General features: G+C 69.4%; 13 protein-coding genes. 5 read left to right on the top strand and 8 right to left on the bottom strand.

Translation table 11 applies throughout. From position 1 onward, the window contains the following. Positions 1 to 51: 51 nt before the first annotated feature. The 5 genes from ILP86_RS16090 to ILP86_RS16070 all read right to left on the bottom strand — a co-directional run bounded on the left by ILP86_RS16090 (position 52) and on the right by ILP86_RS16070 (position 3,874). On the bottom strand, positions 52 to 486 hold the full coding sequence (locus ILP86_RS16090; protein WP_046746787.1) for a molybdenum cofactor biosynthesis protein MoaE: 435 nt from the start codon (positions 484 to 486) through the stop codon (positions 52 to 54). Continuing rightward, a complete protein-coding gene (locus tag ILP86_RS16085; protein WP_193762438.1) occupies positions 483 to 971 on the bottom strand; it encodes a molybdenum cofactor biosynthesis protein B in 489 nt (162 codons plus the stop codon). The genes ILP86_RS16090 and ILP86_RS16085 overlap by 4 nt, the downstream gene beginning before the upstream one ends. A 41-nt stretch (positions 972 to 1,012) precedes the next feature. Then, positions 1,013 to 2,695 carry a molybdopterin-dependent oxidoreductase gene (locus ILP86_RS16080; protein WP_193762437.1) on the bottom strand — a complete coding sequence of 561 codons (1,683 nt, stop codon included), beginning with the start codon at positions 2,693 to 2,695 and terminating at the stop codon, positions 1,013 to 1,015. Positions 2,696 to 2,790: 95 nt separating this feature from the next. Beyond that, on the bottom strand, positions 2,791 to 3,078 hold the full coding sequence (locus ILP86_RS16075) for a hypothetical protein (protein WP_193762436.1): 288 nt from the start codon (positions 3,076 to 3,078) through the stop codon (positions 2,791 to 2,793). 61 nt (positions 3,079 to 3,139) lie between these two features. Beyond that, on the bottom strand, positions 3,140 to 3,874 hold the full coding sequence (locus tag ILP86_RS16070; protein ID WP_046746784.1) for a GTP pyrophosphokinase family protein: 735 nt from the start codon (positions 3,872 to 3,874) through the stop codon (positions 3,140 to 3,142). Between the two features lie 107 nt (positions 3,875 to 3,981). On the opposite strand from ILP86_RS16070, the gene ILP86_RS16065 reads away from it, so the two are divergent. After that, entirely contained in the window at positions 3,982 to 4,344 is a 363-nt protein-coding gene (locus ILP86_RS16065) for a nuclear transport factor 2 family protein (protein WP_193762435.1), read from the top strand. Positions 4,345 to 4,371: 27 nt separating this feature from the next. Here the strand turns inward: ILP86_RS16065 and ILP86_RS16060 are convergent, their stop codons facing one another. Beyond that, positions 4,372 to 5,478 carry a VanZ family protein gene (locus ILP86_RS16060; protein ID WP_193762434.1) on the bottom strand — a complete coding sequence of 369 codons (1,107 nt, stop codon included), beginning with the start codon at positions 5,476 to 5,478 and terminating at the stop codon, positions 4,372 to 4,374. Positions 5,479 to 5,562: 84 nt separating this feature from the next. On the opposite strand from ILP86_RS16060, the gene ILP86_RS16055 reads away from it, so the two are divergent. Further along, a complete protein-coding gene (locus tag ILP86_RS16055; protein WP_218867851.1) occupies positions 5,563 to 7,683 on the top strand; it encodes an APC family permease in 2,121 nt (706 codons plus the stop codon). A gap of 31 nt (positions 7,684 to 7,714) precedes the next feature. Further along, complete coding sequence (locus tag ILP86_RS19835; RefSeq protein WP_257022224.1) at positions 7,715 to 7,843, top strand: hypothetical protein; 129 nt, start codon at positions 7,715 to 7,717, stop codon at positions 7,841 to 7,843. Between the two features lie 6 nt (positions 7,844 to 7,849). On the opposite strand, the gene ILP86_RS16050 is transcribed toward ILP86_RS19835, so the two are convergent. Further along, positions 7,850 to 9,256: a PLP-dependent aminotransferase family protein gene (locus tag ILP86_RS16050; RefSeq protein WP_046746780.1), complete on the bottom strand. Its 1,407-nt coding sequence runs from the start codon at positions 9,254 to 9,256 to the stop codon at positions 7,850 to 7,852. Between ILP86_RS16050 and ILP86_RS16045 the strand changes: the two genes are divergently transcribed. Together ILP86_RS16045 and ILP86_RS16040 are read left to right on the top strand one after the other, a co-directional pair. Beyond that, the gene (locus tag ILP86_RS16045; RefSeq protein WP_193762433.1) at positions 9,255 to 10,217 is read left to right on the top strand and encodes a DMT family transporter; all 963 of its coding nucleotides are present in this window, start codon (positions 9,255 to 9,257) and stop codon (positions 10,215 to 10,217) included. The two genes, ILP86_RS16050 and ILP86_RS16045, sit on opposite strands and share 2 nt — an antisense overlap. Next, positions 10,217 to 10,825, top strand: coding sequence for an FMN-binding negative transcriptional regulator (locus ILP86_RS16040; RefSeq protein WP_193762432.1), 609 nt, complete (start codon positions 10,217 to 10,219; stop codon positions 10,823 to 10,825). The genes ILP86_RS16045 and ILP86_RS16040 overlap by 1 nt, the downstream gene beginning before the upstream one ends. A 73-nt stretch (positions 10,826 to 10,898) precedes the next feature. On the opposite strand, the gene ILP86_RS16035 is transcribed toward ILP86_RS16040, so the two are convergent. Next, complete coding sequence (locus ILP86_RS16035) at positions 10,899 to 12,062, bottom strand: SLC13 family permease (protein ID WP_061016208.1); 1,164 nt, start codon at positions 12,060 to 12,062, stop codon at positions 10,899 to 10,901. Between the last annotated feature and the right edge of the window lie 169 nt (positions 12,063 to 12,231).

The following is a 12,231-nucleotide window of genomic DNA, read 5'->3' as shown; positions in this document are numbered from 1 at the left end:
CGGCGTTTCCTCCGGCAGACGTCAAAAGCTCATGCAAGTGCCGCGACGGAGTCAGCCGCCGATGCCCTTCCACGACGAGGTCCCGTCGACCTCGAGCTGACGCTTCCACACGGGGAGGTCGCTCTTGATCGCCTCGATGACCGCTCGGCACACCTCGAACGCCTCGGCGCGGTGTTCGGAGGCGACCGCGATCACGACAGCCGCATCGCCCACATCGAGCCGCCCGATGCGATGACTCACCGCCACCACGGCAGGGGCTTCGGATCCGGCCCCCGCTTCGGCGGCGATGCTTCGCAGCGCGGCTTCGGCATCGGGATGGGCGCTGTACTCCAGCCCGACAACCGGCGTCTCGGCATCCGGGTCGTTGTCGCGCACCCGGCCGACGAAGGTGGTCACCGCGCCGAGTCGAGGGTCTTCGACCGCGGCGAGGTGCGCGTCGAGGTCGAGGCGCTCCTCCGTCACCGCAGCGATTCGTACGTCGTTCATGAGTGGTCTCCGCCCTCCACCTGGTCCAGGATGTGCCCGGCGACGCCGAGCACCACGGGTACGCCGGAGGCCACGGCTCGCGTGGATCCGGGCAGGTTCACCACGAGCATCCCCGCGGGATCGACGACGCCGGCGAGACCGCGCGACAAGATCGAGAGCGGGGTGTCGGCGAGTCCGCTGCGACGCAGCTCCTCCGCGACCCCCGGGATCTCCCTGGTGATCACGCGCCGGGTGCCCTCCGGCGTCAGGTCGCGCGGCCCGACACCGGTACCGCCGGTGGTCACGACCAGGCGGATGCCACGGGCGACGGCTCTGCGCAGGGCGTCCGCCACCGAATCGATTCCGTCCGCCACGATCTCGGCGTCGGGGCAGTGCCATCCCGCGTCACGCAGCAACCCCACGGCGATCGGACCTCCCCGATCCTCACGCTCCCCCGAGAAGGATCGGTCGGAAACCGTGATCACGAGTGCGGGGAGCGGGCCCATGGCTCCCACCCTAGGCCCGCGAGGTCGGCTGTGCACCGGTCTCAGTTGACCCGGATGAGCGAACGCTGCCACCCCGACGAGCCGTTCGGAGCGATGGGGGCCCGTTCCTCGATCTGCAGATCGCCGTTCTTGTTGACCGCGCGCACGGCGACGTAGTGCGTGCCAGGGGTGGCATCCCACTCCATGAACCACTGCACCCACGTGTCGTCGTTGATCGGAGCCGACAGCGTCGCCGGCATCCAGTCACCGTTGTCGATGCTGACCTCGACGCGTTCGATCCCGACCGACTGGGCCCAGGCGACACCGGCGATCGGGATCTTCCCCGCCGCGACCGCCTCCCCGATCTTGGGGGTGTCGACGCGCGAGGCGAACTTGATCGGGGCCTCTGCGCTGTACCCGCGGGGCGTCCAATACGCCTCGTCCTTGGCGAAGGTCGTGACCTTCAGCTCGGTGAGCCACTTGGTCGCCGACACGTAGCCGTAGAGCCCTGGCACCACCATCCGCACCGGGAAGCCGTGCTCGAGGGGCAGCGGCTCTCCGTTCATGCCGACCGCCAGGATCGCATCGAGGTCGGGATCGGTGAGTGCCGAGAGCGGGGTGCTCGCGGTATAGCCGTCGACGCTGCGCGACAGCACCATGTCGGCACCGGACTTCACGCCGGCCTTCTTCAGCACGTCGCGCAACGGCACACCGAGCCACTTCGCATTGCCGACGAGCTCGCCACCGACCTCGTTCGACACGCAGGTGAGCGTGATCGCATACTCGTCGAGCCCCATGTCGAGGAGGTCCTGGAAGCTCATCTCCACGCGCTGGTCGACCATACCGTCGATCACGAGTCGCCAGGTGTCCGGGTCGATCGAGGGGACCGTGAGCGCGGTGTCGACGCGGTAGAAGTCCTTGTTGGGGGTGAAGAGCTTGCTGAGGCCCGGAATGTCGAGCTCGGCACCCTGCGGCACCGTGACCGTGGTCTTCGGGGTGGGGAGCTTGAGCGCGCTACGGATCGCCTCGACCGACGACACGGCCATGCTCACCGTCCGTGCCGTGATCCCCACGACCAGCGCGGATGCTCCGGCGAGCGCGGCGAGGACGAAGAATCGGCGTCGGTCGATGCCGGGTCGAGCGGGCTCGACATCCGCCGGCCCGACACCGCCGTCCTCCGGCTCGGCGATTACCGCGCCGGAGTCATGGGCACCGGCGGCTTGCGCCCCGGCGGTGCTGCCGGCTTCCGCCCCGGCGGTTCGGCCGGCTTCCCCGACGGCAGTGCGGGCGTCCCTCCACCCGCGCAGACGGCGGCTGAGGAGCACGAGGATGATCGACCCGGCGACGGTTCCGAGCACCGGAGGCAGGAAGGCCAGGGGCGACACGGCCGCCCTGGTCACGATGGCGGCGGTGGAGAGCACCCCGGCGACGACGAGTGCGATCACGCCGAGCGGCGGGCGCACGAACTGCAGGATGCCGGCGATCGCCGAGGCGATGAGCACAGCGAGCCCGAGTCCAGCCAGCAGAGCGATCTTGTCGTACTCGCCGAAGGTGGCGATCGCGAACTCCTTGAAGGGCTGCGGCACGATGTCGATCACGAACCCGCCGACCGCGAGGATCGGGCTGGCGGCACGCGCGAAGAGCAGCGCGAACAGCTCGGCCGTGGCGAGGAACACCCCGCCGCCGATCACACCGGCCAGGGCCGCCCAGACGAGGAACCTCTTGCCACTGCGGCGTTGCGCCATGATCGTCTCCTGTTCCACCGTCTCCGATGTGCTCCCCGCTTGTTCGGAGCGACGGCGAGATCGGATGTGACCGATCAGGAGTCGGTGTCCGCCGGTCAGAGACGACGCACGGTGATGGCCTCGCGTCCCTGGAACTGGCGCAGGGTGCGCATGCACCTCGAGCACAGGATCTCGACGCGACGCGGGTGGCCCTCGCCGCACACGCAGTCCACGGTGACACGCCACTTGGCCTTGCGTCCGCACGGCTGGTAGCCGTCATCGTCGCCGTGGTCGCACTCGCATCGCTGCGACCCACGATCGATGCCGGGGAGGTCGTCGACGTCGAGTCGCTCGTCGACGGCGCGACCATCGTCGACGGACACGGCTTCCTGCGTTCTCACCACCTGCCGATGCTCCCAGGGCCGCCCCGTGGGCGCAACAGCGTCGCGCGCGGGCGCGCCCCGGTCAGACTCCGACGACGCGGGGACTGGAGGGTGCGTCCGGGGTGGACGTCGGAGCCGGAGGCGGCGGGGGCGCGAGCTGGCGCTGCGGCACCCCGTGCGCCTCACGGTGCAGGCGCTCCATGCGGCTGTCGAGCTCCGACGCCGCTTCCGCCGCATCAGAGAGGCTGTCGACGAGGTGCGAGGGCACCTGGTTGGAGAACTTGTAGTAGATCTTGTGCTCGAGGCTCGCCCAGAAGTCCATGGCTATCGTGCGGAACTGCACCTCGACCGGCACCGAGAGCGCACCTGTCGACAGGAAGACGGGCACCTCGATGATCGCGTGCAGGCTCTTGTAGCCGTTGGCCTTCGGGTGGGCGATGTAGTCCTTGACCGTGCGCACGGTGACATCGTCCTGTGCGGTGAGCAGGTCGAACAGCCGGTACACGTCGGCGACGAAGCTGCAGGTCACCCGCACGCCGGCGATGTCGGTGATGTCGGCACGGATACGGTCGAAGTCGGGCTCGTCGATGCCCTTCCTGGCAAGCTTCTCGACGATGCTGTCGGGCGACTTCAGACGGCTCTTCACGTGCTCGATCGGGTTGTACGCGTGGTCGTGCGTGAACTCGTCTCGCAGGATCGAGATCTTCGTCTCGACCTCGCGCATCCCGAACTCGTACTCGCGCAGGAACCGCTGCAGCTCGTCGCGCAGCTCGCGGGCCTGGTTGATCGTGTCCTCGGTGACGTGAACGGTCGTCATGTCCTCGACGTTACGGCTTCGTGATCGGAAACCGCTGTGGATCCCCGATGTCCCTACGGTTCTCAAACGGGTTGACGCGGCCTCGACCACGGCCTAGAACGGAGCACATGACGACAGCAGGCGAGGACTGGACCAGGGCCTACATCGAGGCGTGGAAGTCGAACGATCCGGAACGGATCGGGGCGCTCTTCACGCATGACGCCCGATACCTCACGAGTCCCGATTCGGAGCCGCGCGTCGGGCGCGAGGCGATCGTGTCGGGGTGGATCGAAGACGGCGATGAACCGGGGGCCTGGACGTTCGAGTGGGAGGTCCTCCACGAGGTCGACGGCTTCGTGGTCGTCCAGGGGCGCACGGAATACCCGGCCGAACGCGACTACCTCAACCTCTGGATCATCCGGCTCGCACCCGACGGGCGTGCGACCGAGTTCACCGAGTGGTACATGCCACGCCCCCACGCAGAGAGTTGAGCGCGCGCACGCCGAACCACCGGTGCGTCATGCGTCGCGCGACGGGGAAGCGGAGGCGGGCGCGATCGGCGCAGAGCCCGCGGCATCCGCTCGCGCGTCGACGAGGTGCTGTCCGGAGGCGATGCCGGGAAGCCCGCGACCGTCGCGCGTCGTGAACGGCAGCACGATCGCGGCGAGGAACAGTACGGCCGCCGCGAAACCGAAGAACCCGCCGGGCAGCTGCAGCGCGCTGATTCCGCCGATGCCGCCCGCCCAGCGCAGGAGCCGCGCGAACGGTGCGGGCAGGCGCGATCCCGCGAATCGGAGCTGCACCGCGATGTCGCCGACCGAGCGCCCGCTGATCAGGATCAGCGCCAGGAACAGAGCCGAAGGGGCGATGGTGGCGGCGGCGGATGCGAGGGTGCCGTCGAGCACCGCAGCGCGATCGTCCACGACGAACTCCAGCCACACCTGCACGGTCACACCGGCCGCCATGCTCAGGAACCCGTAGGCGAGGAAGTCGCACAGCATCACGAGCAGGCGACGCCCGCGGGTGACCGGACGGGGAAGATCGGCGTCCGGGCTCGCCTTCGCACCGCGCAGCGACCGCGGGACGAGGATCGCCACGATGCAGCCGATGACCGCACCCAGGGTATTCGTCATGAGGTCGCCCACATCGAAGAAGCGATACGCGCACGGGTAGACGCCCCACACCCCGGTCAACTGCGTCGTCTCGACCAGCAGCGACAGGCCGAAACCGGCGGCGAGCGCAGTCACCACGCCGCGCCCCGCGAGCACGCGGACGAAGAAGCCGAGCGGGACGAACAGCAGCACGTTGAACACCAGCTGGAGCAGTGCCGGCTGACGAAGGGGGTTGCCCGGCGCCGCGAAGGCCTTCTGCACATCCCGCACGACCGACATCGAATCGGTGATCGCCCCGACGCAGCGGATCGTGTCGGGGTCGGGCAACGGGAGCAGGGTGTAGGTCCAGATGGCCCAGAAGTAGATCAGCGCGGCGAGCCACAGCACGGTGCGACCGAGGCCGAGACGTCCGCGGCGGCGATAGCTGATCGCCACGAAGGGCACGAACAGGAGGATGCCGAAAGCCACCCCTATCGCGATCGCGATGAATCCGAGCAGCACCTGATCTTCCACCGCGTGCCAGTGTAGCTTTGCGCGTAAGGATTCCGTGAGGACCGCGCCATCCCACCGTAGGGATTCCGTGAGGATGGCGTGAGGATGCCATCAGGAGGCGTAGTGTCGCCGGACGTGTCAGACGAAAACAGGGAGGGCGCGGAAGCACCGCCGCGCGCCAAACGCATCCTCATCGGCGAACCGCTGACGAGCCAGCAGGTCGACGACCAGCTGCTCCCGAAGCGGATGGCTCTGCCGATCTTCGCGTCCGACGCCCTCAGCTCTGTGGCTTACGCCCCGCAGGAGCTCGTGATGATCCTGCTGATCGGCGGGCTCACCTTCCTGTCGTTCACGCCGCTCGTCGCGGGCGCCGTCGTGGTCCTGCTGGTCGTGGTCGTGCTCAGCTACCGCCAGCTCATCAAGGCCTATCCGTCGGGCGGCGGTGACTACGAGGTCGCGTCGAAGAACCTCGGCGAGATCCCCGGCGTGATCGTTGCTGCGGCCCTCCTGGTGGACTACGTGCTGACCGTCGCCGTGTCGGTCGCCTCCGGTGTCGACAACATCATCTCGGCGGTGCCCGGTCTCGACCCGTTCCGCGTGGAACTCGCCGTCGGCTTCGTGATCCTCATCATCGTGGTGAACCTGCGTGGCGTGCGCGAGGCGTCTCTGGTCTTCGCGATCCCGACGTACGTGTTCATCGGGTCGGTCGGCATCATGATCGTCACCGGACTCATCCGCACCTTCCTCGGCGATGCCCCCGTGGCCTCGAGCCACGATTTCAGCGTGCAGGCGGAGAGCCTCGGCCAGGCGGCCGTGATCCTGCTGATCCTGCGCGCGTTCTCGAGCGGATGCTCGGCCCTCACCGGTGTCGAGGCCGTCTCGAACGGGGTGCCCGCCTTCCGCGCCCCGAAGATCCGCAACGCCCAGTCGACCCTCGTGCTGATGGGCAGCATCGCCGCGTGCCTGTTCGCCGGTCTGACCGCGCTCGCCCTCATCACGGGTGTGCACTACGCCGAGAACCCGTGCGACCTGGTCGGCTTCGACTGCACGAACCCGCAGCCGAGCCTCATGGCGCAGATCGCCGCCGCGACGTTCGGCGGAGGCAGCATCCCCTTCTTCATCATCCAGGCCGCCACCGCGTGCGTGCTGCTGCTCGCGGCGAACACCGCGTTCAACGGCTTCCCGCTGCTGGGGGCCGTGCTCGCGCGTGACGGCTACGCGCCCAAGTCGCTCAACACCCGCGGCGACCGCCTGGTGTTCTCGAACGGCATGATCCTGCTCGGCATCGGCGCCATCGTGGTGCTCCTGGTGTTCCAGGCGAAGCTGACCACGCTGATCCAGCTGTACATCATCGGGGTGTTCGTGTCGTTCTCGCTCGGCCAGATCGGCATGGTGCGGCACTGGCGACGCGTGCTGCGCGGGCCGACGGAGGACAAGGCCGGCCCGGGGATCGACGGCGCATCGGCCGCGGACCGCCGCTCGGCGAAGGTCGGGCTCATCATCAACTCCACCGGTGCCGTGATGACCGTGCTGGTGCTCGTCATCGTGACGATCACGAAGTTCACGCACGGTGCGTATCTGGTGTTCTTCGCGATCCCGATCCTCGCCTTCCTGATGCTGGGCGTGAAGCGGTACTACCGCGACGTCGAACACGAGATCGCGATCGACGACACCACGAAGTTCGGCGCGACCGGCGACCTGGCGATCGTGCTCGTCAACCGTCTGCAGAAGCCCGTCGTGAAGGCCATCGACTACGCGATCGCGGCGAAGCACGGCAAGACCCTCGCGGTGCACGTGGCCGTGGCCTCCGACGACGCGGCGCAACTGCAGAAGGACTGGGCAGACCATCTGGTGCCGATCCCGCTCGTGATCGTCGAGTCGCCGTATCGCTCGTTCGCGCAGCCGGTGACGCAGTTCATCAAGCAGTACCGCGAGAAGCACGGCTCGTCCGTCGTGACCGTGTACCTGCCGCAGTACATCGTGGGCCACTGGTGGGAGTCGTTCCTGCACAATCGTCGCGCCCGCCGGCTCGCCAACCAGCTCATGCTCGTGCACGGGGTGTCGATCACGCTGGTCCCGTGGCTGCTCGACTCGTCGGAGCTCATCTACGGTCGCCGCTCCCGTCCGCTGCCCGGTCAGGAGCGGGGCGGTCGCCCGGTGGTCGTCAGCGGTCGGCGTGCGCACCGTCCCGCTGGTCCGCCCCAGGACGGCGTGCCCGAAGCGTGAACTCTTCGGGGCGGATCGCGCAATACAGAGTATGAGCACTCTCGACGACGCGATCTTCCGCCCGGCCCTCGACCCTGCCTCGGTCTCGCTACCGAAGACGACCTCGGTGGATCTCACCTGGCTCTGGGCCGACCTGGGCGCGAAGCCCGAACAGCGCTGAACGCCCTCAGGCTCCGTCGAGCACGGCACCCAGGATGACGGCGGCCTCGGAGAAGCGGGCAGGGTCGGCGTTGGCGTAGTTGAGTCGCACGTAGGAACCGGACGGTTCGGCCGGGAACCACTCCGACCCCGGCGCGATGATGAGCCCGCGCACCTCGCACTCGCGCACGACCTGCACGACATCCGTCCCGTCGGGCAGCCGTACCCACAGGTTGAGGCCCCCCGCCGGAACGCCCTCGACGTGCGCGGAGGGTGCGTGCGTCGCCAGGCTCGCGAGCAGCAGGTCGCGGCGCGCGCGCAGGTGCTCCCGGAATCCGCGGAGGTGCGTGCGCCACGCGGGCTGGGTGACCACGTCGAGCGCGGCGGCCTGCAGCAACCCGCTCACGTACATGGACTCGGCCGCCCGATCGGCGAGGATGCGATCCCGTGCCGGGCCGCGCGCGATCACGGCGGCGACGCGCAGGGCGGGCGAGGCGCTCTTGGTGAGCGAGCGCAGGTAGACCACGTGGCCGTCGTCGTCGGACGCGACGATCGGACGCGGGTCGGCATCGATCCCCAGGTCGTGCGCCCAGTCGTCTTCGATCAGGAAGGCTCCGTGGCGGCGGACCGTCTCGAGCACGGCCTCCCGCGTGGCAAGCGGCCACTGCGCCCCGGTCGGATTCGCGAACGTCGGCTGCGCGTAGAACGCCCGAGCCCCGGTCTGCGCGAACGCCCGCTCGATGTCGTCGGGATCGGGGCCGTGCGCGCCGGAGGGGATCGGCACCAGCGTCACACCGGCCTGCGCCGCGGCGAGCAGCGCGCCCCAGTACGTCGGCGACTCGATCAGCAGCGGTTGCCCGACGCCCACGACCGCGCGGAAGATCGAGCTGAGCCCGCTCTGGCTTCCCGAGATGATGAGCGCGTCCCGCGCGGAGGCCGGGGTGATGCCGACGGGAGCGGCGGATGCGAGCTCGCCGGCGAACCAGGCCTGCAGCTCCGGAAGACCCGCAGCGGGGGAACGGGTCAGTGCCGCGTCCGAGCGAGCCGCGCGCACGAGCGCCTGCCGCACGAGCCGCTCCGGCAACAGGTCGACCGCGGGATAGCCCGAGTGCATACCGATCGCGTCGGGGGCGACAGTGCGCTGCGTCGACGACAGGCCGATGAGGCCCGTGGGCGCCGTGCCGAGGGCAGCCGTCTGCCAGCCGTAGTCGACCGAGCGGGCACGCGGCACGGCACGAACGAACGTCCCCGCTCCGGGTCGCGACTCGACCAGGCCGAGTCGGACGAGCTGCTGCATCGCCTTCTGCACCGTCACCGGGCTCGCCCCGTACTCGGCCATGAGGGCCCGGTTCGATGGCACCCGTGCACCGGGCGACGCCGAGGCGATCCACGCGCGCACGCCGGCGACGATGCGGTCACTGCTATCCTGACTCATGAAAGTAGACAGTAGCGTTATCGCCTCGCGATCGACAGTGCTATCGACGCGCGCCGGCCTGTGGTGGGGGCTCCTGGGCGTTCTCGCCTTCTCCTTCACCCTCCCGTTCACGCGCATCGCGATCGGCGGGCTCACGCCGCTCTTCATCGGATCCGGCCGCGCGGTCATCGCCGCCCTCCTCGCCGGGATCGCCCTGGCCGCGACCCGCCAGCGGACACCGACCGGACGGCAATGGGCACGCCTCGCGATCGTCGCCGGCGGAGTGGTGGCCGGGTTCCCCCTGCTCACCTCCTTCGCGATGACCACGACCCCCGCCAGCCACGGCGCCGTCGTGATCGGCCTGCTTCCCGCCGCGACCGCGGTCGCCGTGGTGCTCCGCACCGGGGAACGCCCCGCCCGATCCTTCTGGGTGTTCGCGCTCCTCGGCGCCGTCGCCGCGGTCGCCTTCGCCGCACTGCAGAACGGCGGGCTCGGCTCCCTCACCGGAGCAGACCTGCTGCTGTTCGGTGCCGTCGTCGCCGCGGCGATCGGATACGCGGAGGGAGGACTGCTCGCCCGCGAGCTCGGCTCCTGGCAGACCATCTCCTGGGCGTTGATCGTCGCTGCTCCGCTGATGGCCGTGCTGACCGTGGTGGCAGCGGTCCAGCAGCCTCCTGCAGCGACCCCCGTGCAGTGGCTGGCGTTCACGTACCTCGCTGCGGTGAGCATGTTCCTCGGCTTCTTCGCCTGGTACCGCGGTCTCGCGATCGGGCCGATGGCACAGGTGAGCCAGATCCAGCTCGTCCAGCCCGTGATGAGCATCGCCTGGGCTGCACTCCTGCTGCACGAGCCGATCGGCTGGGCCACCGCGGTCGGCGGATTCATCGTGATCGCGTGCGCCGCGCTCGCGGTGCGCACCCGCCTGATCGGTCACCCGACAACCACCCGCCGCACGCCCACGCCCCACACGAAGGAGTCCTGATGCGTCACACACCCCGCTACCTGATGACCGACCCCGTCGAGGTGAAGCGCCTGATCCGCGGCAACCCCTGGGCGACGTTCGTCTCCCCGACGAGCACGGGACTCATCGCCTCGCACTACCCCGCGCTGCTGGTCGAGGACGAGGACGACATCGTGATAGCGAGCCACTTCGGACGGCCGGATGAGCAACTCCACGAGCTCGGTCGGCACGAGATACTCGTGATCATCCAGGGACCGCATGATTACGTGTCGCCGAGCCTCTACGCGCCCGGCGACCTGGTGCCGACCTGGAACCACGTCACCGCGCACCTCTACGGCATCCCCGAGATCCTCAGCGAGGAGGAGAACTACGCCATGCTCACGCGGCTGACCGACCACTTCGAGGACCACCGGGCGCACGGCCGCCACCTGTCGGAAGACGAGGAGGGCACACGACGAGCGGCGAAGGGGACGGTCGGTCTGCGGATGCGCGTCGCCCGGTTCGACGCCCGCGCCAAACTCAGCCAGAACAAGTCACCTGAGGTGCGAGAGCGCATCACCGCGCAGTTCACCGAGACCAACGCGGCCCTCGCAGCCGAGATGCGTCGGGTCGGCGAGGCTCCCCGCTGACCGGGTCGTGACACTAGTCACCCCAGCCGGTGGCACGCTGTCGACCCTGAGCCTGACGCGGCAGGTGAGCGGGCTAGCCCGCGACCAGCATCAGCACGAGCACCGCGGCGAGCACGGTCGGGACGGCGGCCACCACGCCCCACAGCATGAAGCGGCTCCACCGGATCGTCACGCCCAGCGCGACGATCCGGTTGTGCCAGAGCAGCGTCGCGAGCGATGCCCACGGGGTGATGAGCGGGCCGATGTTCACGCCGATCAGCAGGGCCATCAGGGCGACGGGATCACCGGCGGCAGGCTCGAGCACGAGGTACGCCGGGAGGTTGTTGATCGCATTGGCGCTCACGGCCCCGAGCGCGGCCAGCCGGAACAGGTCGCCGGGAGAGTCGCCGCTCGCGGTGGGCGAGGTCAGGAAGTCGAGCAGCCCCTGCGCGTGCGCGGCCTCGACCAGCACGAACAGCGACGCGGCGAGCGCGATCGCCTGCCACGGGACGAGCGAGAGCCGCAGGGCGCGGCGTCGACGGACGGCGAAGAGCACGATCAACGCGAGAGCCGCGACCGTGGCCGGGATCCACACGTCGTGGGTGAGCGCGAGCAGCGGCATCAGCACGAGGAGGATGCCGGTGGCGCTCCAGAACAGCGTCGGATCGGCCGGCCGCCGCGGCACGGGCGTCTCATACGCACCGAAGACCGTGCGCCGATGCAGGACGGTGAGGATCGCGACCGGCACCAGGATCCCCACGAGCGTGGGCGCCCAGCTCAGCGCGATGAACGCCCCTGGCCCTTCCCCCATGGCGGGCGCGGCGAGCAGGTTCGTGAGGTTCGAGACCGGCAGCGCGAGAGATGCCGTGTTGGCGAGCCAGACGGTGGCCAGGGCGAACGGCAACGGGGAGACGCCGATGCTCTGCGCCAGCACGACGACCACCGGGGTGACGATCACGGCAGTGGTGTCGAGCGAGAGGAACACGGTGCTCACCACGGCGAGCACGACCACCAACGCCCACAGCACCGCGACGCGGCCCCGGCCCCAGCGTGCGAGACGCTGGGAGACGACGTCGAACACCGCCGCGTCGCGGGCGAGCTCGGCGACGATCGTGATCGCGACGACGAACCCCAGCACGGGTGCGATCCGTTCGCCGAGCGCACCGGCATCGGCCCGCGGCAGGAACCCCGTGAGCACGCACACGAGCGCCGCGACCACGAGGGCGGCGACGATCCACGTCCCGGTCCCGATGCGCATCCTTCTGATTCCCACCTCGTGAGCATAGGGCCCAACCGTGAGCAACCCGCATGCATCGGGGCGGAGGGCGTAGGGGAAGCGTGAGGATCGCGGCGATGGGGGCCGTGCGGGAGTTGTATCGGATCCGTGCTCGACATCATCTACATCGCGCTGACTCTCGCGCTGTTCG

Source organism: Microbacterium sp. R1, from assembly GCF_015159725.1.
GTDB lineage: Bacteria > Actinomycetota > Actinomycetes > Actinomycetales > Microbacteriaceae > Microbacterium > Microbacterium oxydans.
This window is presented reverse-complemented; position numbering and strand designations above follow the sequence as displayed.